The 19,570-nt window shown below is 70.2% G+C and carries 17 protein-coding genes; 14 read left to right on the plus strand and 3 right to left on the minus strand.

Annotation, left to right across the window (positions count from 1 at the left end; genetic code table 11):
* The first annotated feature begins 14 nt into the window (after positions 1 to 14).
* The 14 genes from asnS to ACOZ90_RS01585 are packed head-to-tail and all read left to right on the plus strand — an operon-like array spanning position 15 to position 12,669.
* Entirely contained in the window at positions 15 to 1,412 is a 1,398-nt protein-coding gene (gene asnS / locus ACOZ90_RS01520) for an asparagine--tRNA ligase (protein ID WP_422891852.1), read from the plus strand.
* Between the two features lie 3 nt (positions 1,413 to 1,415).
* Positions 1,416 to 1,715, plus strand: coding sequence for a hypothetical protein (locus ACOZ90_RS01525; RefSeq protein WP_422891853.1), 300 nt, complete (start codon positions 1,416 to 1,418; stop codon positions 1,713 to 1,715).
* The gene (locus ACOZ90_RS01530; RefSeq protein WP_422891854.1) at positions 1,712 to 2,041 is read left to right on the plus strand and encodes a hypothetical protein; all 330 of its coding nucleotides are present in this window, start codon (positions 1,712 to 1,714) and stop codon (positions 2,039 to 2,041) included. Before ACOZ90_RS01525 ends, ACOZ90_RS01530 begins: the two co-directional genes overlap by 4 nt.
* Positions 2,042 to 2,067: 26 nt before the next feature.
* Positions 2,068 to 2,853, plus strand: a complete 786-nt coding sequence (locus ACOZ90_RS01535; protein WP_422891855.1) for an SDR family oxidoreductase — start codon at positions 2,068 to 2,070, stop codon at positions 2,851 to 2,853.
* A 5-nt stretch (positions 2,854 to 2,858) separates the two neighbouring features.
* Positions 2,859 to 3,674 carry an endonuclease VIII gene (gene nei / locus ACOZ90_RS01540; RefSeq protein ID WP_422891856.1) on the plus strand — a complete coding sequence of 272 codons (816 nt, stop codon included), beginning with the start codon at positions 2,859 to 2,861 and terminating at the stop codon, positions 3,672 to 3,674.
* A gap of 9 nt (positions 3,675 to 3,683) precedes the next feature.
* Entirely contained in the window at positions 3,684 to 5,108 is a 1,425-nt protein-coding gene (locus ACOZ90_RS01545; protein WP_422891857.1) for an aldehyde dehydrogenase, read from the plus strand.
* 27 nt (positions 5,109 to 5,135) lie between these two features.
* The gene (gene can / locus ACOZ90_RS01550) at positions 5,136 to 5,798 is read left to right on the plus strand and encodes a carbonate dehydratase (protein ID WP_422891858.1); all 663 of its coding nucleotides are present in this window, start codon (positions 5,136 to 5,138) and stop codon (positions 5,796 to 5,798) included.
* Positions 5,799 to 6,233: a RidA family protein gene (locus ACOZ90_RS01555; protein WP_422891859.1), complete on the plus strand. Its 435-nt coding sequence runs from the start codon at positions 5,799 to 5,801 to the stop codon at positions 6,231 to 6,233. It abuts the gene before it with no gap.
* A 17-nt stretch (positions 6,234 to 6,250) separates the two neighbouring features.
* A complete protein-coding gene (locus ACOZ90_RS01560; RefSeq protein ID WP_422891860.1) occupies positions 6,251 to 6,775 on the plus strand; it encodes a 3-hydroxyanthranilate 3,4-dioxygenase in 525 nt (174 codons plus the stop codon).
* 36 nt (positions 6,776 to 6,811) lie between these two features.
* The gene (locus ACOZ90_RS01565; protein WP_422891861.1) at positions 6,812 to 7,837 is read left to right on the plus strand and encodes an amidohydrolase family protein; all 1,026 of its coding nucleotides are present in this window, start codon (positions 6,812 to 6,814) and stop codon (positions 7,835 to 7,837) included.
* A gap of 12 nt (positions 7,838 to 7,849) precedes the next feature.
* Positions 7,850 to 9,142 (plus strand): kynureninase, encoded by a 1,293-nt coding sequence (gene kynU, locus ACOZ90_RS01570; RefSeq protein ID WP_422891862.1) that lies wholly within the window; start codon positions 7,850 to 7,852, stop codon positions 9,140 to 9,142.
* The gene (locus tag ACOZ90_RS01575; RefSeq protein ID WP_422891863.1) at positions 9,132 to 10,517 is read left to right on the plus strand and encodes an FAD-dependent oxidoreductase; all 1,386 of its coding nucleotides are present in this window, start codon (positions 9,132 to 9,134) and stop codon (positions 10,515 to 10,517) included. The genes kynU and ACOZ90_RS01575 overlap by 11 nt, the downstream gene beginning before the upstream one ends.
* Positions 10,514 to 11,977: an exodeoxyribonuclease I gene (sbcB, locus tag ACOZ90_RS01580; RefSeq protein ID WP_422891864.1), complete on the plus strand. Its 1,464-nt coding sequence runs from the start codon at positions 10,514 to 10,516 to the stop codon at positions 11,975 to 11,977. The genes ACOZ90_RS01575 and sbcB overlap by 4 nt, the downstream gene beginning before the upstream one ends.
* A gap of 5 nt (positions 11,978 to 11,982) precedes the next feature.
* On the plus strand, positions 11,983 to 12,669 hold the full coding sequence (locus tag ACOZ90_RS01585; protein ID WP_422891865.1) for a DUF2461 domain-containing protein: 687 nt from the start codon (positions 11,983 to 11,985) through the stop codon (positions 12,667 to 12,669).
* Positions 12,670 to 12,674: 5 nt separating this feature from the next.
* On the opposite strand, the gene ACOZ90_RS01590 is transcribed toward ACOZ90_RS01585, so the two are convergent.
* The 3 genes from ACOZ90_RS01590 to ACOZ90_RS01600 form a co-directional block, all read right to left on the minus strand.
* The gene (locus tag ACOZ90_RS01590) at positions 12,675 to 13,586 is read right to left on the minus strand and encodes a 5'-nucleotidase (RefSeq protein WP_422891866.1); all 912 of its coding nucleotides are present in this window, start codon (positions 13,584 to 13,586) and stop codon (positions 12,675 to 12,677) included.
* Positions 13,587 to 13,637: 51 nt separating this feature from the next.
* The gene (locus ACOZ90_RS01595) at positions 13,638 to 14,411 is read right to left on the minus strand and encodes an NAD kinase (protein WP_422891867.1); all 774 of its coding nucleotides are present in this window, start codon (positions 14,409 to 14,411) and stop codon (positions 13,638 to 13,640) included.
* A 99-nt stretch (positions 14,412 to 14,510) separates the two neighbouring features.
* Positions 14,511 to 19,505 carry an NAD-glutamate dehydrogenase gene (locus tag ACOZ90_RS01600; RefSeq protein ID WP_422891868.1) on the minus strand — a complete coding sequence of 1,665 codons (4,995 nt, stop codon included), beginning with the start codon at positions 19,503 to 19,505 and terminating at the stop codon, positions 14,511 to 14,513.
* Positions 19,506 to 19,570 lie beyond the last annotated feature (65 nt).

Here is a 19,570-nt window from a genome sequence, read left to right on the forward strand (position 1 = left end):
CCGGGATTCAAGGCATGACGACCGTGAGCGTGGCGCAGGCACTCGGGGGACGGATCCCCGTGGGGGGAGAGGTGACGGTTCGCGGCTGGGTACGCACCCGGCGCGATTCCAAGGCGGGGCTGAGCTTCGTCAACGTCAGCGACGGGTCGGGCTTCGCGCCGATCCAGGTGGTGGCGCCGCAGTCGCTGCCCAACTACACCGACGAGGTGCAGCGGCTGAGCAGCGGCTGCGCGGTGATCGCCCGCGGCATCCTCAGCCAGTCCCAGGGCAAGGGCCAGAGCTTCGAGATCCAGGCCGAATCGATCGAAGTGGTCGGCTGGGTCGAGGATCCGGAGACCTATCCCATCCAGCCCAAGCCGCACTCGCTGGAGTTCCTGCGCGAGGTGGCGCACCTGCGCCCGCGCACCAACCTGTTCGGCGCGGTCACCCGCATCCGCCACTGCCTGGCCCAGGCCGCACACCGGTATTTCCACGAAAACGGCTACTACTGGATCAACACCCCGATCATCACCACCTCCGACGCCGAGGGCGCCGGGCAAATGTTCCGGGTCTCCACGCTCGACCTGGCAAACCTGCCGCTCAAGGACGGCAAGGTGGACTTCAGCCGCGACTTCTTCGGCCAGGAGACCTTCCTCACCGTGTCCGGCCAGCTCAACGTGGAGGCGTTCGCGCTGGCGATGAGCAAGGTCTACACCTTCGGCCCGACCTTCCGCGCCGAGAACAGCCACACCACCCGCCACCTGGCCGAGTTCTGGATGATCGAGCCGGAGATCGCCTTCGCCGACCTGGACGAGATCGCGCGGATTTCCGAGGAGTTCCTCAAGTACCTGTTCCGGGCGGTGCTGGACGAGCGCGCGGACGACATGGCGTTCATCGCCGAGCGGGTGCAGAAGGACGCGGTGACCCGGCTGGAGGCGTTCACCAACGCGCCGTTCGAGCGGATCGAGTATTCCGATGCGGTGGATCTGCTGCAGAAGTCCGGCCACAAGTTCGACTTCCCGGTGGAATGGGGCCTGGATCTGCAGACCGAGCACGAGCGCTGGCTGACCGAGCAGCACGTGGGCCGGCCGGTGGTGGTGACCAACTACCCCGAGCAGATCAAGGCCTTCTACATGCGCCTGAACGACGACGGTCGCACCGTGGCTGCGCTGGACGTGCTGGCGCCGGGCATCGGCGAGATCATCGGCGGCAGCCAGCGCGAGGAGCGGCTGGACGTGCTGGACGCGCGCATGGACCAGTTCGGCCTGGATCGCGAGACCTACGGCTGGTACCGCGACTTCCGCCGCTACGGCACGGTGCCGCACGCCGGCTTCGGCCTGGGCTTCGAGCGGCTGGTGGTGTACGTGTGCGGGCTGTCCAACATCCGCGACGCGATCCCCTACCCGCGCGCGCCGGGCCACGCGGAGTTCTGAGCGATGCTGCTGTTCATTGCCCTGTGCTTCACCGGCGTGACCATCGGCGGGATCTGCGCGTTCGTGATCTTCTGGCCGCTGTCGCTGGTGCACCTGCGCGACAACAACCCGGCCCTGCGCGACCGGCTTGGCGAGGGCGCGTTCCTGAAGCCCTCCGCGCTGCGCTGGCTGCTGTCGGGCGGCTACCGGGAGGTTCCGGACCGGGCCTTCACCGGCCTGGCCACGCCCGCGCGCGTCGCCCTGATCGTCACCCTGGGCGCGCTGCTGGCCACCGCCGTGTCGCTGCTGTGGGCGCTGGCATGAGCGCCCCGCGCGACCCGGCCGCGGGCGGCACCTGGACGGAATGGTGGCTGGCCACCCTGGGCCGCACCGTGGTGTGGGCCCGCCTGCGGGTGCGCGAAGCGGGCACCGCCGAGGTCTTCGACAGCGATGGCAACACCCTGTCCTACGACAGCGAGGACAGCGCCCGCGCCGCCCTGCTGGACGCCGAGTTCGTCGGCTTCGACGGGTTGGACGAGGACGACGCGCTGGCGCGCGGCTTCAGCCTCGACGAGCTGGCCCCGCCGCAGGGCGAAACCGACGAGGCGCTGCGCCCACGGATGATGCGCAAGCTCGGCGGACGCGCCTGAGATCCGCCTGACACGGGAGAACACGCATGGATCTGAACCTTTCCGGCCGCCACGCGCTGGTATGCGGCGCCTCCGAAGGCATCGGCCGCGCCACCGCCGAGGAGCTCGCCGGCCTGGGCGCCACGGTCACCGTGCTCTCGCGCCGCGAGGGCGTGCTGCGCGAAGTGGCCGCCGGCCTGGCCGGCGGCGCCGACCGCGGCCACGCGGTGGCGGTCGCCGACAGCAACGACAGCGACGGGCTCGCCGGCACGGTGGCCGACGTGGTGGCGCGCCGCCCGGTGCACATCCTGGTCAACAACACCGGCGGTCCGGCCGGCGGGCCGCTGCATGCGGCCGCGACGGACGCCTTCGAAGAGGCCTTCCGCCGCCACGTCATCGCCAACCAGCTGCTGCTGCAGGCGGTGCTGCCGGGCATGCGCGAGGCGGGCTGGGGCCGGATCATCAACGTGGTCTCGACCTCGGTGCGCGAGCCGATCCCGGGCCTGGGCGTGTCCAACACCATCCGCGGCGCGGTCGCGTCCTGGGCCAAGACCCTGGCCCGCGAGCTGGCCGCGGACGGCATCACCGTCAACAACGTGCTGCCCGGATTCACCGAGACCGGCCGCATCCGCCAGCTGGTCAGCGACCGCGCCGCCCGCGAAGGCCGCAGCGAGGCCGAAGTGCGCCGCGCCATGGAGGCCACCGTGCCCGCGGGCCGCTTTGCCCAGCCCGGGGAGACCGGCGGCGTGATCGCCTTCCTGTGCTCGCCGGCGGCGGCCTATGTCAACGGCGTCAGCCTGGCGGTCGACGGCGGGCGCATGCAGTCGATCTGAGGGCCATGCCCGAAGGTCCCGAAATCCGCCGCGCCGCCGATCGCCTGGCCGAAGCGGTGGCAGGCGAGCCGCTGGTACGCGCGCAGTTCGCGTTCCCCGCCCTCAAGCGCTTCGAGCGCGAGCTGGCCGGGCGCCGGATCGAATCGATCACCCCGCGCGGCAAGGCGCTGCTGACCCGCTTCGACCACGGCTGGACGATGTACAGCCACAACCAGCTCTACGGCGTATGGAAGACCGCCGCGCCGGGCGAGCGGCCCGCCACCACGCGCTCGCTACGGGTGGCGCTGGAAACCGCGCGCAGCGCGATCCTGCTGTACTCGGCCTCCGACGTGTCGATGTGGCCCAGCGACGAGGTTGAGTCGCACCCGTTCCTGCTCACCCTGGGGCCGGACGTGCTGGATCCGGAGCTGGAGGCGGGCGCCGTGGCCGAACGGCTGCGCGCGCCGGCCTTCCGCGGCCGCGCGCTGGGCAGCCTGCTGCTCGACCAGCGCTTCCTGGCCGGGATGGGCAACTACCTGCGCTCGGAAGTCCTGTTCGCCGCCGGCCTGCATCCGAAGCAGCGGCCGAAGGATCTGGATGACAGGCAGCTCGCTCGGCTGGCCCGGATCCTGCTCGACATCCCGCGCCTGAGCTATTCGACCCGCGGCATCGTCCAGGCCGGCGGCATGCGCAGCGACTACCTGGCCGACACCCCGGACGGCTTCCGCTTCCAGGTCTTCGCCCGCGCAGGCGAGCCCTGCCCCGCCTGCGGCACGCCCGTGGAACGCATGATGTCCGGCTCCCGCCGCCTCTACCTCTGCCCCGCCTGCCAGCCCGGGTAGAATCGCGGCATGCGCCGGTTCGCACACTTCATCGATGGCAGCGCCCGCGAGCCGGCCGGCGGCGGCTGGCTGCAGGTGTTCGATCCCGCGCGCGGCGAGCCCTGGGCCGAGGTGGCCGCGGGTGACGCGCGCGACGTCGACGACGCGGTCAATGCCGCCGGCGCCGCCTTCCCGGCGTGGTCGGCGCTGCGCAACAGCGAGCGCTCGCGGCACCTGGAAACGCTGGCCGCCGCGCTGGAAGCCCGCATCGACGACTTCGCCCACGCCGAGGCCCGCGACGGCGGCAAGCCGTACGCGCTCGCCCGCGAGGCCGAGATCCCGCGCGCGGTCTCCAACCTGCGCTTCTTCGCCCACGCCGCCACCCAGTTCGCCAGCGAATCCCACCACGGCGAGGCCGGCCTCAACTACACCCTGCGCCAGCCGCTGGGCGTGGTCGGCACCATCTCGCCCTGGAACCTGCCGCTGTACCTGTTCACCTGGAAGATCGCCCCGGCGCTGGCAGCGGGCAACACGGTGGTTGCCAAGCCGTCGGAAGTCACGCCGGCCACCGCCACCATGCTGGCCGAACTGGCGCACGAGGCCGGGCTGCCGGCGGGCGTGCTCAACGTGATCCACGGCGGCGGCGTCGAGGCCGGCGAGGCGATCGTGCAGCACGACGCGGTGCGCGCGGTCTCCTTCACCGGCAGCACGGCGGTGGGCCGGCGCATCGCCGGCATCGCCGGGCCGCTGCTGAAGAAGGTGTCGCTGGAGCTGGGCGGCAAGAACCCGACCCTGGTGTTCGCCGATTCGGACTGGAAGGCCAGCCTCGACCTCATCGTCCGCTCGGCGTTCCAGAACTCCGGCCAGATCTGCCTGTGCGGCTCGCGCATCCTCGTCGAGCGCAGCGTGTACGCCGAGTTCCGCGACGCCTTCGTCGAGCGCGCGGGCGCGCTGCGCGCCGGCGACCCGATGGACAGCGACGCGCGGCTCGGCCCGCTGGTGTCGCAGGCGCATTTCGACAAGGTCACCGCGGCCATCGCCCGCGCCCGCGAGGAAGGCGGCTCGATCCTGTGCGGCGGCCAGGCGCTGGATCGCCCCGGCTGGTTCATCGCCCCGACCGTGATCGAAGGCCTCGGCCCGGAGTGCGCCACCAACATGGAGGAGATCTTCGGCCCGGTCGCCACCCTGCAGCCGTTCGACGGCGACGAGCAGGCGCTGGCGCTGGCCAACGCCGGCCACTACGGCCTGTCCGCCAGCGTCTGGACGCGCGACCTCGCCCGCGCCCACCGCCTGGGCGCGCAGCTGCGCGCCGGCATCGTCTGGATCAACACCTGGCTCATGCGCGACCTGCGCACCCCCTTCGGCGGCAGCGGCCACTCCGGCATGGGCCGCGAGGGCGGGCTGGAAGCCATGCGCTTCTTCACCGAACCGCGCAACGTCTGCATCGCCACCTGAGCCGGGCCCTTTCTTTCCAGGATCTCCATGTACCGACTTCACGAACTGCTCGAACGCAACCGCGACTGGTCTGACCGCGTCCAGGCCGAGGATCCGGAGTTCTTCAGCCGGCTGTCCAACATCCAGACGCCCAAATACCTGTGGATCGGCTGCTCCGACTCGCGGGTGCCGGCCAACCAGGTCATCGACGTCAACCCGGGCGAAGTGTTCGTGCACCGCAACGTGGCCAACGTGGTGGTGCACACCGACCTCAACTGCCTGTCGGTGATCCAGTTCGCCATCGACGTGCTCAAGGTCGAGCACATCCTGGTGGTGGGCCACTACGGCTGCGGCGGCGTCGGCGCGGCGCTGGACGGCACCCGCGTGGGCCTGGCCGACAACTGGATCCGCCACGTCAAGGACGTCAAGCACAAGCACCGCACGTTCATTGAATCACTCGAAGACCCGGTGCTGCGCCACGACCGCCTGTGCGAGCTCAATGCGCTGGAGCAGATGATCAACGTGTGTGAATCGACCGTGGTGCGCGAGGCCTGGACGCGCGGGCAGAAGGTCAGCGTGCATGCCTGGGTGTACTCGCTGCGCAACGGCCGGGTACACGACCTGGGCCTGGCGATCGACTGCCCCGACGCCCTACCCCAGCAGTACGAGCCGGCGCTGCAGCGCATCAGTGAAGACCGCGAGGACCGCTGAATGACCGACACCATCCGCACCGGCACCGCCCCGAAGCCCGTGGGCACCTATCCACACGCCAGGCGCGTGGGCGAGCTGCTGTTCCTGTCCGGCATCGGCCCGCGCGACGCCGCCAGCAACGCCATCCCCGGCAACCGGTATGACGATGATGGGAACCTCGTCGCCCACGACATCACCGCCCAGACCCACGCCGTGTTCGCCAACGTGCGCGCCGTACTCGAGGCCAGCGGCGCGCGCTGGGAAGACCTGGTGGACGTGACCGTCTACCTGACCGACATGGCCGGCGACTTCAAGGCCTACAACGCGGTGTGGGCCGAGTACTTCCCCGACATCGCCACCGCGCCCTGCCGCACCACCCTGGGCATCGACGCCCTGCCCACCCCGATCGCGATAGAGTTGAAATGCGTTGCCACCCTGCCACCCCGGCGCGGCTGAACCGCCAGGAGGAACCCATGCTTCCCGCACCGCTCAACCTGCAGAAGTGGATCGAAGACAACCGTCACCTGCTCAAGCCGCCGGTGGGCAACAAGTGCCTGTACGACGGCGACTTCATCGTGATGGTGGTGGGCGGCCCGAACGCGCGCACCGACTACCACTGGGAGGAAGGCCCGGAGTGGTTCTACCAGCTTGAAGGCGAGATGACCCTGCGCATCCAGGAAGACGGGAAGGTCCGCGACATCCCGATCCGCGCCGGCGAGACCTTCCTGCTGCCGCCGAAGGTGCCCCACTCCCCGCAGCGCGCCGAAGGCTCGATCGGCCTGGTCATCGAACGCAAGCGCCTGGAGCACGAAAAGGACGGCCTGCTGTGGTTCTGCGAGCAGTGCAACCACAAGCTGTACGAGGAGTACTTCCACCTCCGGGACATCGAAAACGACTTCCCGCCCGTCTTCGACCGCTTCTACGCCTCGGAAGACAAGCGCACCTGCAGCGCCTGCGGCCACCTCAACCCCCGCCCTGCCCGCTACGAAACCACCTGACCCCGCTCCTGCGGCTGCTCGCGGTATCCTGCGCGGATGCTGAAAATCGACATCCACGCCCACTACCTTCCCCGCGACTGGCCGGATCTGGCGCGCAAGTACGGCGACGAGCGATTCCCGGTGATCCACCACACCGACGACGGCCGCCATCGCATCTACCGCAATGGCAGGTTCTTCCGCGAGATCTGGTCGAACACCTGGGACGCGCAGGAACGCATCGACGACTACGCCAAGTTCGGGGTGCAGGTGCAGGTGATCAGCACCGTGCCAGTGATGTTCAGCTACTGGGCCAAACCCAACCAGGCGCTGGAGCTGCACCAGGCGCTCAACGACCACATGGCCGAGACCGTGCGCGCGCATCCGCGCCACTACGCCGGCATCGGCACGGTGCCGCTGCAGTCGCCGCGGCTGGCGGTGCAGGAGCTGGAGCGCTGCGTGGACCAGCTCGGGCTGCAGGGGGTGCAGATCGGCTCGCACATCCAGGTGTCGAAGGACACGCACTGGAACCTGGACGCGCCGGAGCTGTTCCCGTTCTTCGAGGCCGCGGCCGACCTGGGCGCGGCGGTGCTGGTGCACCCCTGGGACATGATGGGCACCGAGACCATGCCAAAGTACTGGCTGCCGTGGCTGGTGGGCATGCCGGCCGAGCAGTCGCGCGCGGCCTGCTCGCTGGTGTTCGGCGGGGTGCTGGAGCGGCTGCCGAAGCTGAAGATCTGCATGGCCCACGGCGGCGGCAGCTTTCCCTACACGATCGGCCGCATCGAGCACGGCTTCAACATGCGCCCCGACCTGGTGGCCACCGACAACCCGCGCAATCCGCGCGAGTACCTGCAGCGGCTGTACTTCGACTCCTGGGTGGCCGATCCGAAGGCGCTGCAGTACCTCATCGACGTGGCCGGCGCGGATCGGGTGATGCTGGGCACCGACTATCCGTTCCCGCTCGGCGAACAGGAGCCGGGCGCGGTGATCGAGGGCGTGCAGCTGGACGACCCGGCCAGGGCGCGCCTTTACCATGGCACCGCGCTGGAATGGCTGGGCCTGCCGAAAACCCGGTTCGCGTAACAAGGCTTGCCAATGACCGACCTCTACTCCGACCAGTACGCCCGGGCCCGCGACGCCGACGACCCGCTGCGTGGGCTTCGCGCCGAGTTCCACATCCCGGCCCACGACGGCCACGAACAGGCCTACCTGTGCGGCAACTCGCTGGGCCTTCAGCCGCGCGGCGCGCGCGAGTACGTGGAAGAAGTGCTGGACAAGTGGAAGGTGGAGGCGGTGGAAGGCCACTTCACCGGCTCCGGCCAGTGGATGCCCTACCACGCGCTGGTGCGCGACGGCCTGGCGGCGACCGTGGGCGCGCTGCCCGGCGAGGTGGTGGCGATGAACTCGCTCACCGCCAACCTGCACCTGATGATGGTCAGCTTCTACCGGCCCACGCCGGAGCGGCCGGCGATCCTGATGGAGGCCGGGGCGTTTCCGTCCGACCGCTATGCGCTGGAGTCGCAGGTGCGTTTCCACGGCTTCGATCCGGCCACCGACCTGATCGAGCTGGAGCCGGATGAACCCGGCGGCACCTTCTCGATGGAGGCAATCGCGCGTGCCATCGAGGAGCACGGCCCGCGCCTGGCGCTGGTGCTGTGGCCGGGCGTGCAGTACCGCACCGGGCAGGCTTTCGATACCGCGGAAATCGTGCGCCTGGGCCACGCCGCAGGCGCGGTCGTCGGCTTCGACCACGCCCACGCCGCCGGCAACCTGCCGCTGCGCCTGCACGACGACGGCGCGGATTTCGCGGTCTGGTGCCACTACAAGTACATGAACTCCGGGCCGGGCGCGGTGGCCGGCTGCTTCGTGCACGAGCGCCACGCGCACACCGACCGCCCGCGCTTCGCCGGCTGGTGGGGGCACGAGCAGGACAGCCGCTTCCGCATGGGCCCGCAGTTCGTGCCCACGCCGGGCGCTGAGGGCTGGCAGCTGAGCAATCCGCCGATCCTGGGGCTGGCGCCGCTGCGTGCCTCGCTGGAGCTGTTCAACCGCGCCGGCATGGACGCGCTGCGGGCCAAGTCCGAACGCGTGACCGGATACCTGGAAGCGCTGATCGACGCCCGCCTGTCGCAGGTGCTGCAGGTGGTGACGCCGGCCGATCCTTCCCGCCGCGGCGCCCAGCTTTCGCTGCGGGTGCGCGCCGGGCGCGAGGCCGGGCGCAGCCTGTTCGAACACCTGGCCGCGCACGGCGTGGTCGGCGACTGGCGCGAGCCGGACGTGATCCGCATCTCCCCCGCCCCGCTCTACAACAACCACGCCGACGTGCTGCGCTTCGCACGGGAAACCCTGGCGTGGGCATCCAGCACAGGTCAGCCAGATGAGCGATAGGAACCGCCACATCACCATCGTCGGCGCCGGCCTGGCCGGCGCCCTGCTGGGCGCGCTGCTGGCCCGCCAGGGCTGGAAGGTGGACATCTACGAGCGCCGCAACGACCCGCGCGAACAGGGCTACGAGGGCGGACGTTCGATCAACATGGCCCTGGCCGAACGTGGCCGCCATGCCCTGCAGCAGGCCGGCTGCGAGGAGCCGGTGATGGCCCGTGCAGTGATGATGCGCGGGCGCATGGTGCACTTCTCCGACGGCAGCCAGCAGCTGCAGCGCTACGGCCGCGACGACTCGGAGGTGATCTGGTCGGTGCACCGGGGCAACCTCAACGTCACCCTGCTCGACCACGCCGAGGCCTGCGGGGCGACGCTGCATTTCAACCGCCGCCTGGAGCGGCTGGACTTCGAGGCGGGCACGGCGCGCTTCATCGATGATGCCGACGGCGGGAAGGCACACGAGGCCGCGTTCGAGGTCGTCATCGGCGCGGACGGCGCCGGCTCGGCGGTGCGCGCGCAGATGGCGCGGGAAACGAAGCTTGGCGAACGCTTCGAGCCGCTCGGGCATTCCTACAAGGAGCTGGAGATTCCGCCCGGCGACGACGGCCAGTTCCGGATCGAGCCCAACGCCCTGCACATCTGGCCGCGCGACGACTACATGTGCATCGCCCTGCCCAACGACAGCGGCAACTTCACCGTCACCCTGTTCATGCCCAACGAGGGCCGGCCGGGCTTCGATACCGTGCGCACGGCGCAGGAGGCGCGGGCGCTGTTCGAGCGCGAGTTCCCCGATGCGCTGGAGCTGATGCCCGGCTTCACCGAGGACTGGGGGCGCAACCCGGTCAGCCCGCTGGGCAGCCTGTACCTGGAGCGCTGGCGCCTGTACGGCCGCGCGGTGCTGGTGGGCGACGCGGCGCACGCGATGGTGCCCTTCCACGGCCAGGGCATGAACTGCGCGCTGGAAGACTGCGTCTCCCTGGCCCGGCACATCGACGAGGCGCCCGACCTGGCCGCCGCCTTCACCGCCTACGAGAACGAGCGCCGCCCCAACGCCGAGGCGATCCAGCTCATGGCGCTGGAAAACTACCGCGAAATGCGCGACCGGGTGGACGATGCCGACTACCTGCTCCAGCGCGAGCTGGAGCTCAGGCTGCAGCAGCGCCATCCCGAGCGCTTCGTGCCGCGCTACGCGATGGTCACCTTCATGCGGATCCCCTACGCCGTCGCGCTGGAGCGCGCCAGGGTGCAGAACGAATTGCTGGTGGAGGCGACCGAGGGCCTCGAATCACTCGAGACGATGGACTGGGAAGCGTTGGACGGGAAGATCAAGGATCGCCTGGAGCCGCTGACGGAGGAGCAGCAGGCGGGCAAGCGCAAGTGAGCGGGAGCTTCCTGTTCTACGATCTCGAAACCTGGGGCCGCGACCCGCGCCTGACCCGCATCGCCCAGTTCGCCGCCATCCGTACCGACCTGGAGCTGCGGCAGGTCGACGAGCCGATCGACTTCCTGGTGCGCCCCGCCAGCGACCTGCTGCCCTCGCCCGGGGCGAGCATGGTCACCGGCATCGATCCCTGGGACGCGCTGCGCGATGGCGTGTCCGAGGCCGGGGCCTTCGCCCGCATCCAGGACGAGATGTCCCGCCCGCGCACCTGCGTGGCCGGCTACAACTCGCTGCGCTTCGACGACGAGTTCGTCCGCCACGGGCTGTTCCGCAATTTCTTCGATCCCTACGAGCGCGAGTGGCGCAGCGGCAATTCGCGCTGGGATCTGCTGGACGTGATGCGGCTGGCGCACGCGCTGCGACCCGAAGGCATCCAGTGGCCACAGCGCGAGGACGGCAAGGGCACCTCGTTCAAGCTCGAACACCTGGCCGAGGCCAACGACGTGCGCGAGGGCGACGCCCACGAAGCGCTGTCGGACGTGCGCGCGCTGATCGGCATGTGCCGGCTGTTCCGCAGCGCACAGCCCAAGCTCTGGGACTACGCCCTGCGCCTGCGCGACAAGCGCTTTGCCGCCGGCCTGCTGGACATCGTCGGCGGCGAGCCGGTGCTGCACGTCTCCCAGCGTTACCCGGCCACGCGGCTGTGCGCGGCGCCGGTGCTGCCGCTGGCCGAACACCCGAAGATCGGCAGCCGGGTGATCGTGTTCGACCTGGACAGCGAGCCGGACGCGCTGCTGGCGCTGGATGTGGACGACATCGCCGATCGCCTGTTCGTCCCCGCCCGCGACCTGCCCGAGGGCGAGGCCCGCATTCCGCTGAAGGAAGTTCAGGCCAACCGCTGCCCCGCGCTGGTGCCCTGGCGGCACCTGCGCGGGCCCGATTTCGAGCGCCTGCGGATCGACGCGGATGCGGTGAAGGCACGCGCGGCGCGGCTGCGCGAGGCGGGCCCGGAGCTGCCGGAGAAGGTGCGCCGGGTATTCGCCCAGCGGCCGCCGCTGACGCCGGGAGACGCCGACGGCTCGCTCTACGACGGCTTCGTACCCGACGCCGACCGGCGCCGCATCGCCGACGTGCGCGCTACCCCGCCCGAGGCGCTGGGCGCGCGTGACTTCGGCTTCGAGGATCCGCGCCTGGCCGAGCTGCTGTTCCGCTATCGGGCGCGCAACTGGCCGGACTCGCTGGACGCGGCCGAGCGCGCCCGCTGGGACGGGTTCCGGCGGCACAGGCTGGCCGAGGGCAGCGGGCTCTCGGAGGTGTCCCTGCCCGCCTTCTTCCCCGAGCTGGACGCCCTGCGCGCCGCCCACGCCGGCGACGGCCGCCGCCTCGCCCTGCTCGACCGCCTGGAGGCCTGGGGCCGCGAGCTGCAGGCCGACCTGGCCGAACCCACCGCAACCGGCTGACCGCGATGGCCTCCTACTTCACCGACAAGACCTTCCGCTTCCTGCGCGCGCTGGCGCGCAACAACGAGCGCGAGTGGTTCCACGCCCACAAGGCGGATTACGAGGCGCACGTGCGCGACCCGATGCAGCGGCTGGTCAGCGACCTGCAGCCGGACCTGGCCACGGTGAGCCTGCACTACCGGGCCGATCCGAAGGCCGTGGGCGGCTCGCTGTACCGGATCCATCGCGACATCCGCTTCTCGCGCAACAAGACGCCCTACAAGACCTGGCAGGGCATGCGCCTGTTCCACGAGCGCTTCCGCGAGACCATTGCGCCGCTGTGGTACCTGCACCTGCAGCCCGGCAACTGCTTCGTCGCCGCCGGCATCTGGCGGCCCGAATCCCCGGCGCTGCGCCGGATCCGGCAGTTCATCGTCGACAACCCGGCCGGCTGGAAGGCCGCCGCCCATGCCCCCGCCTTCCGCCGCCGCTACCGGATGGGCACGGACGACATGCTGGTGCGGCCGCCGCGCGGATTCCCGGCCGACTTCGCCTTCATCGACGACCTGCGGCACAGGAACTTCATCGCCCTGCGCGACCTGGACGACGACGTGGTCACCGGCCCGCGCCTGCGCCAGGCGCTGGCCCGCGACCTGAAGGCCACCGCGCCGTTCATGGACTACCTCTGCGCGGCGCTGGATCTGGAGTTCTGAGCTTCTCAGCCCGAGTTGGAGATCCCGTGCGGCACGTGCCCGGTGGCCACGTGCAGGCGGGCCGAATCGATGTTGTGCAGCGAATCGTCGAAGAAGATGTCGGCGCCGAAGGCGTCCAGGAACGGCCCCTTGGCCCGCCCGCCCAGGAACAGGGCCTCGTCCAGGCGCACGCCCCACTCGCGCAGGGTGCGGATCACCCGCTCGTGGGCCGGCGCCGAGCGCGCGGTGACCAGCGCGGTGCGGATCGGCGACGCGTCGCCGGGCGGATACGCCGCCTGCAGGTCGTGCAAGGCGGACAGGAAGCCCCGGAACGGGCCGCCCGAGAGCGCCTCACGTGCCCGCGTGCGCTCGTGCTCGTGGAAGGCGTCGATGCCCTCCAGCTGGGACACCCGCTCGCTCTCGTCGCCGAAGATCACCGCGTCACCGTCAAAGGCGATGCGCAGCTGGTCGTGGCGGTGCTGCGGCGCCTTGGCCGGCAGGATCGTGGCCGCGGCCACGCCGTTCTCAAGCGCCGCGCGCACCGAGTCGGGATTGGCCGACAGGAACAGCTGGGCCCCGAACGGGCGCGTATACGGCCAGGTCGGCTCGCCGGAGGTGAACGCCGCGCGTGAAACGGCAAGCCGGTGGTGCTCGATGGAGTTGAAGATCCGCAGCCCGGTATCGGCCGAATTGCGCGACAGCAGGATGACCTCGACCCGTGGCGCCTCTGCGGCCGCCCCTTCGTTGAGCGCCAGCAGCTTGCGCACCAGCGGAAACGCGATGCCCGGCTCCAGCACGTCGTCCTCGTGCGCGCGCTGGTGCTCGGCGTAGGCCTGGATGCCTTCGCTTTCAAACAGCGCGTGGCTGTCTTCAAGGTCGAACAGGGCGCGCGAGGAGATCGCGACGACCAGCGGCGGTGGTGTGGAGTCCTGGGCCATGGCGGCAAGTATGCGCCAGGGCAATCGCACCCGGCGAGACGCGGTGCGCGCTCAGGCCATGAACTGCTCGCTGACGATCCGTTCTTCCAGGTTGTGCTCGGGGTCGAACAGCAGCGTCACCTTACGATCCCTGGATTCGCGCACCCGCACCTCCACCACGTCGCGCACCTCGTGCGAATCGGCGGTGGCGCTGACCGGGCGCTTGTACGGATCCAGCACCCGGAAGCACACCTCGGTCTCGGTCTTGAGCAGCGCCCCGCGCCAGCGCCGCGGCCGGAACGGTGCGATGGGAGTCAGCGCCACGATGTCCGAGCCGAACGGCAGGATCGGCCCGTTGGCGGAATAGTTGTAGGCGGTGCTGCCGGCGGCGGTGGCCACCAGCACGCCGTCGCAGATCAGTTCCTCCAGCCGGGTCTGGCCGTTGAGGTCGATGCTCAGGTGGGCGGCCTGGCGGGTCTGGCGCAGCAGCGAGACCTCGTTGTAGGCCACCGAGCCGACGCTGGCGCCCGACTCGGTCTGCACGATCATTTCCAGCGGCTTGAGCACGGCCGGCTCGGCGGCGTGGATCCGCTGCAGCAGGTCGTCGCCGTGGAAATGGTTCATCAGGAAGCCGACGGTGCCCAGCTTCATGCCGAACACCGGCTTGCCCAGCCCGCCATGGCGATGCAGGGTCTGCAACATGAAGCCGTCGCCGCCAAGCGTGCACAGGATGTCGGCCTCGTCCGGCTCGACCTGTCCATGCGCCTTGGTCAGCGATGCCAGGGCCTGCTGCGCCGGTTCGGTGGGCGCGGCGAGAAATGCGATGCGGGGCTGATCGGAGCTCATGGCCGGAGCATAGCGCAGCCGTGCATCCGGTTGGATGCACGGCGTTGACACCTTATGCCAGGCGGCACGCCCCTGCGCAGGAGCGCGCCGCCGCTGCGGTCAGCCGGTGATCTGCGACAGCCGGCTGACGGCGACCGAAGCGGTCGGGTAGTCCAGCGACTTCTGCGAGAACATCTCGTCCAGCATCGCCAGGGTGAAGCGCAGCGAGGCATCGTCGCGGCCAAGCCACGCCTGCACCTTGGCATCGGCATCACCGCCGCGGGCCGACAGCGCCTGGCGGGTCAGCTCGATCTGCCTGGTGGCCAGGTCGTCGCGCAGCACGCCGCGGGCCACCGCGTGCCAGCGGCCCTGCACTTCCAGCGCGTCGATCTGGTCGAACAGCCACGGCAGGCGCAGCGCGTCGCCGACCCGGTAGTGCACCTTGGCCACGTCCACCGGCTTGAGCTTGCGCGACGCCGCCACCTCGATGATGTCGAACACCGGCTCCAGGTACGGCAGCTCGGCCAGATCCTCGGCCAGCTGCGCCGACATGCCGCGCTCGCGCCAGCTGCTGCGGCGTGCGTCGTAGCCCGGACGCTGCGAATCCGGCAGCACCCCGCCGGCGCTGCGGATGGCGTTGAAGCCGTCACTGTAGCGGGCGACCGCATCGGTGATGCCGGGCATCGGGCCGGGGCGGTTGAGCAGCCAGCGCACGAACGAGCGCTGCAGGTTCCAGATCTCCAGCAGGGCGTCGATCTGCACCGCCTCGGGCACCTTGCCGTCCAGCTCCTCCAGCTGGCTCCACAGGGTGCGGGCGTTGAGCACCTCGCGGCCGATCGTATAGGCCTTGGCCACGTCCGCCGCGCTGCGGCCGGTGTCCTCCTGCATGCGCATGATGAAGGTCGCGCCCATGCGGTTGATGGTGGCGTTGGTCACCGCGGTGGCGATGATCTCGCGCTTGAGCGGGTGCGACTCCATCGCCTTGGCGTACTTCTTCTGCAGCGGCGTGGGGAAGTAGCGCTGCAGCTCCTTGGACAGGTACGGATCCTCCGGGATGTCCGAATCCAGCAGCTGCTGGTAGACCACCTGCTTGGAGTAGGACAGCAGCACCGACAGCTCCGGCCGGGTCAGGCCCTGCTCGCGCGTCTTGCGGTTGGCGATCTCGGCGTCGGACGGCAGGAACTCGATCTGCCGGTCCAGCAGCCCCTGCGCCTCCAGGGTACGGATGAAGTGCTGCTTGGAGCCCAGCCGCGGCACGCTCATCCGCTCCATCAGGCTCAGCGCCTGGTTCTGGCGGATGTTGTCCCACAGCACCAGGTTCTCGACCTCGCCGGTCATGTCCAGCAGCAGCTTGTTGCGCGCCTTGAGGGCGAGCTTCTTCTCGCGCACCTGGGCGTTGAGCAGGATCTTGATGTTGACCTCGCGGTCGGAGGTGCCCACGCCGCCGGAGTTGTCGATGAAGTCGGCGTTGAGGATCACCCCGCACAGCGCCGCGTCGATGCGGCCGCGCTGGGTGAAGCCCAGGTTGCCGCCCTCGCCCACGATCCGGCAGCGCAGCTCATTGCCGCTGATGCGGATCGCGTTGTTGGCGCGGTCGCCGACCTCGGCGTGGGTCTCGTTGGCGCCCTTGACGTAGGTGCCGATGCCGCCGTTCCACAGCAGGTCGACCGGCGCGCGCAGCACCGCGCTGATCAGCTCGTTGGGGCTGAGCGAGGTCACGCCGTCCTCAAGGCCCAGCGCCTGGCGCATCTGCGCCGAGACCGGGATCGACTTGGCGCTGCGCGGCCACACGCCGCCACCCTTGCTGATGAGCTTGCGGTCGTAGTCGTCCCAGCTCGAGCGCGGGGTCTTGAACAGGCGGTCGCGCTCCTTGTACGAGCTGGCCGCGTCCGGATCGGGATCGATGAACACGTGGCGGTGGTCGAACGCGCCGACCAGGCGGATGTGCTTCGACAGCAGCATGCCGTTGCCGAACACGTCGCCGGACATGTCGCCGATGCCCACCGCGGTGAAGTCCTGCTTCTGGCAGTCGATGCCCAGCGCGCGGAAGTGGCGCTTGACCGACTCCCACGCGCCCTTGGCGGTGATGCCCATGCCCTTGTGGTCGTAGCCCACCGAGCCGCCGGAGGCGAAGGCGTCGCCGAGCCAGAAGTTGTAGTCGGCGGAGATGCCGTTGGCGATGTCGGAGAACGTGGCCGTGCCCTTGTCGGCGGCGACCACCATGTAGGTGTCCACGTCGTCGTGGCGCACCACCTCCGCCGGCGGCACCACCTTGCCGTCGACGATGTTGTCGGTCACGTCCAGCAGGCCGCTGATGAAGCGCTTGTAGCAGGCGATGCCCTCGGCCTGGATCGCGTCGCGGTCGCCGCCGGCGGGCAGGCGCTTGGCGATGAAGCCGCCCTTGGCGCCGACCGGCACGATCACCGTGTTCTTCACCGCCTGCGCCTTCACCAGGCCCAGCACCTCGGTGCGGAAGTCCTCGCGCCGGTCCGACCAGCGCAGGCCGCCGCGGGCGACCATGCCGTAGCGCAGGTGCACGCCTTCCACGTGCGGGCCGTACACGAACACCTCCCGGTACGGATGCGGCTTGGGCAGATCCGGCACCTTCGCGCAGTCGAGCTTGAACGCGGCGTAGTCCTTGTCGTTGCCGTCCTTGCCGCGCTGGTAGAAGCTGGTGCGCAGGGTCGCGTCGATCACGCCGATGAAGCTGCGCAGGATGCGGTCTTCATCCAGGCTCGCCACCCGGTCGAGCAGCACCTTGAGCGCCTCATGCACCCTGCCCTGGCGGCCTTCGCGGGCCAGCCTGCGGCCATCGGCCACCGGCTTGAGGGCCGTCGCCGCCGCGGCATCGCCACCGGCGAGCAGCTCGAACTGGGCGCGCAGGCGCGCCACGTCGGTGTCGCGGCCCTCGGGCGCAAAGCGGGCCTCGAACAGCTCCACCAGCAGCCGCGCCAGCAGCGGATAGCGGTTGAGGGTCTCCTCCATGTACGCCTGCGAGAACGGCGAATCGATCTGCAGCAGGTACTTGCAGTAGGCGCGCAGCATCGAGACCTGGCGCCAGTCCAGGCTGGCCGCCAGGATCAGGCGGTTGAAGCCGTCGTTCTCGGCGTCGCCGCGCCACAGGCGCGCGAAGGCCTCCTCGAACACCGGCGCCAGGCTGTCCAGGTCGATCTCGCCCGCCGCCTCCACTTCGAAGTCCTGGATGAACAGCGCGCGGCCGTCGGCGGTGATCCGGTTGAGATGCTCGGCGATCACCCGCAGGCCCATGTTCTCCATCATCGGCAGCACGTCCGACAGCGGCAGGTCATGGTCGGCGGTGAACAGCTTCAGGCGCAGCTTGCCGGCGCCCTGGCCGTCGGCCGGCGCGCGGTACAGGCGCGGCCGCAGGTCGTCAGCCGAACGCAGCGCCGCCAGGTGCGACACGTCGGCCGCGGCCACCGCCGGAGTGGCGTCCTGGATGTAGGCGGTGCCCAGCGGACGGCCGAACTCCTCGTACAGGGCCATGCCGTCGGCCTCGCCGTGCACCACGACCAGCTCGTCGCGCAGGTCGTCCAGCCAGTTGCGCACCAGGGCGGCCAGCATCTTCTCCAGGCGGGCCTCGTCGGCCTGCACCTGGGCGCCGGGGCGCGGACGCGCGATCAGGTGCACCTGGGCCAGCGGCGACTCGTCCAGGCGCACGCTGGAATCGACCCGGTCGGCCTCCAGCTCCTGCTTGAGCATGGCCTCCAGCTTCAGCCTGACCTCGGTATTGAAGCGCTCGCGCGGCACGTAGGCGAGGATCGAGTAGAAGTGCCCGTAGCGGTCGCGGCGGATGAACAGCCGGCTGCGGGTGCGCTCCTGCAGCTGCAGCACGCCCACGCCCAGCCGCGCCAGCTCCTCGCCGGTGGACTGGAACAGCTCGTCGCGCGGCAGGGTCTCCAGGATGTGCTTGAGCGCCTTGCCGCTGTGCCCGGTCTCGGGCAGGCCGGAGCTGGCCATCACCTGGCCGAAGCGCTCGCGCACCAGCGGGATGTCCCACGGTCGGCGGTTGTAGGCGCTGGAGGCGTACAGGCCGATGAAACGCCGCTCGCTGACGGCGTTGCCGTCGGCATCGAACTCGATGATGCCCACATAGTCCATGTAGCCGGGACGGTGCACGGTGGAGCGCGAGTTGGTCTTGGTCAGGATCAGCGAATCGATGCGGCCGGTCTTGCGCACCTCGTGCGCGGACAGCGTGGTCAGCGGGCGCGCCGCCCCGGCCTCGCGGCCGCGCATCAGGCCCAGGCCGCTGCCGTCCACCGGCGCCAGCACGCGCTCGCCGCGCTGGCTGCGCACCTTGTACTCGCGATGGCCCAGAAAGGTGAAGTGGTCGTCGGCCAGCCAGCGCAGGAACTCCTGCGCCTCGTGGCGCTCGCTGTCGGGCACCGGCAGCTCGCTGGTGGCCAGGTCGGAGGCCACCTGCATCATCTTGTCGCGCATCGCCGGCCAGTCGGTCACCGCCAGGCGCACGTCGTCGAGCACCGACGACACCGCCTCCTGGATGCCCTTGAGCGCGTCGCCGGACTGGCGGTCGATCTCCATGTGGATCAGTGATTCCGGCTCGCCCTCGCCCACCGCCTCCAGCTTGCCGCCGCGGCCGCGGCTGATCGCCACCACCGGGTGGCCGAGCACGTGCACGCCGATGCCCAGGTCGGCCAGCGCCATGGTCACCGAATCGACCAGGAACGGCATGTCGTCGTTGACCACCTGCAGCACGGTGTGGCTGGACTCCCAGCCGTGGGTCTTCATCGCCGGGTTGAACAGCCGCACGATGGCCGTGCCCGGCTTGCGCTTGCGGGCGAAGTCGAGGAAGTCGTTGGCCAGCGCGGCCCAGGCCTCCGGGGTGTGCAGCGGCAGCTCGTCCTCGGTCAGGCGGTGGTAGAACGCCTTGGCGAACAGGTTGGCGTCCTCCTGCCCCTCCTTGCCGGCCAGCGCGCGGATGGCGCTGAAGATCGGCGCGAGCAGCGCGCTGCGCCGGGCCTTCTCGCCACTGGCGGCCTTGGCCACCGCGGCGCTCTTGCGCACAGGCTTCTTGGCGGCCTTGCTGGCCTTGGCGGCGGTGGATTTGCGGGCGGCGTTCTTGCGGGATGTGGTCATGTCGGGTCTTCGGATGCAATGAGGCCCGCGCAGGGCGCGGGCCAGTGGGTCGGGGGTAGGATGAG

Origin of the sequence: Luteimonas dalianensis (assembly GCF_049339425.1) — a bacterium.
Taxonomy (GTDB): Bacteria; Pseudomonadota; Gammaproteobacteria; order Xanthomonadales; family Xanthomonadaceae; genus Luteimonas; species Luteimonas dalianensis.

Excerpts from the sequence above, each read along its gene's own strand:
- asnS (WP_422891852.1), top strand. The coding sequence starts at position 15 with ATGACGACCGTGAGCGTGGCGCAGGCACTCGGGGGACGGATCCCCGTG.
- ACOZ90_RS01525 (WP_422891853.1), top strand. The coding sequence starts at position 1,416 with ATGCTGCTGTTCATTGCCCTGTGCTTCACCGGCGTGACCATCGGCGGG.
- ACOZ90_RS01530 (WP_422891854.1), top strand. The coding sequence starts at position 1,712 with ATGAGCGCCCCGCGCGACCCGGCCGCGGGCGGCACCTGGACGGAATGG.
- ACOZ90_RS01535 (WP_422891855.1), top strand. The coding sequence starts at position 2,068 with ATGGATCTGAACCTTTCCGGCCGCCACGCGCTGGTATGCGGCGCCTCC.
- nei (WP_422891856.1), top strand. The coding sequence starts at position 2,859 with ATGCCCGAAGGTCCCGAAATCCGCCGCGCCGCCGATCGCCTGGCCGAA.
- ACOZ90_RS01545 (WP_422891857.1), top strand. The coding sequence starts at position 3,684 with ATGCGCCGGTTCGCACACTTCATCGATGGCAGCGCCCGCGAGCCGGCC.
- can (WP_422891858.1), top strand. The coding sequence starts at position 5,136 with ATGTACCGACTTCACGAACTGCTCGAACGCAACCGCGACTGGTCTGAC.
- ACOZ90_RS01555 (WP_422891859.1), top strand. The coding sequence starts at position 5,799 with ATGACCGACACCATCCGCACCGGCACCGCCCCGAAGCCCGTGGGCACC.
- ACOZ90_RS01560 (WP_422891860.1), top strand. The coding sequence starts at position 6,251 with ATGCTTCCCGCACCGCTCAACCTGCAGAAGTGGATCGAAGACAACCGT.
- ACOZ90_RS01565 (WP_422891861.1), top strand. The coding sequence starts at position 6,812 with ATGCTGAAAATCGACATCCACGCCCACTACCTTCCCCGCGACTGGCCG.
- kynU (WP_422891862.1), top strand. The coding sequence starts at position 7,850 with ATGACCGACCTCTACTCCGACCAGTACGCCCGGGCCCGCGACGCCGAC.
- ACOZ90_RS01575 (WP_422891863.1), top strand. The coding sequence starts at position 9,132 with ATGAGCGATAGGAACCGCCACATCACCATCGTCGGCGCCGGCCTGGCC.
- ACOZ90_RS01585 (WP_422891865.1), top strand. The coding sequence starts at position 11,983 with ATGGCCTCCTACTTCACCGACAAGACCTTCCGCTTCCTGCGCGCGCTG.
- ACOZ90_RS01590 (WP_422891866.1), bottom strand. The coding sequence starts at position 13,586 with ATGGCCCAGGACTCCACACCACCGCCGCTGGTCGTCGCGATCTCCTCG.
- ACOZ90_RS01595 (WP_422891867.1), bottom strand. The coding sequence starts at position 14,411 with ATGAGCTCCGATCAGCCCCGCATCGCATTTCTCGCCGCGCCCACCGAA.
- ACOZ90_RS01600 (WP_422891868.1), bottom strand. The coding sequence starts at position 19,505 with ATGACCACATCCCGCAAGAACGCCGCCCGCAAATCCACCGCCGCCAAG.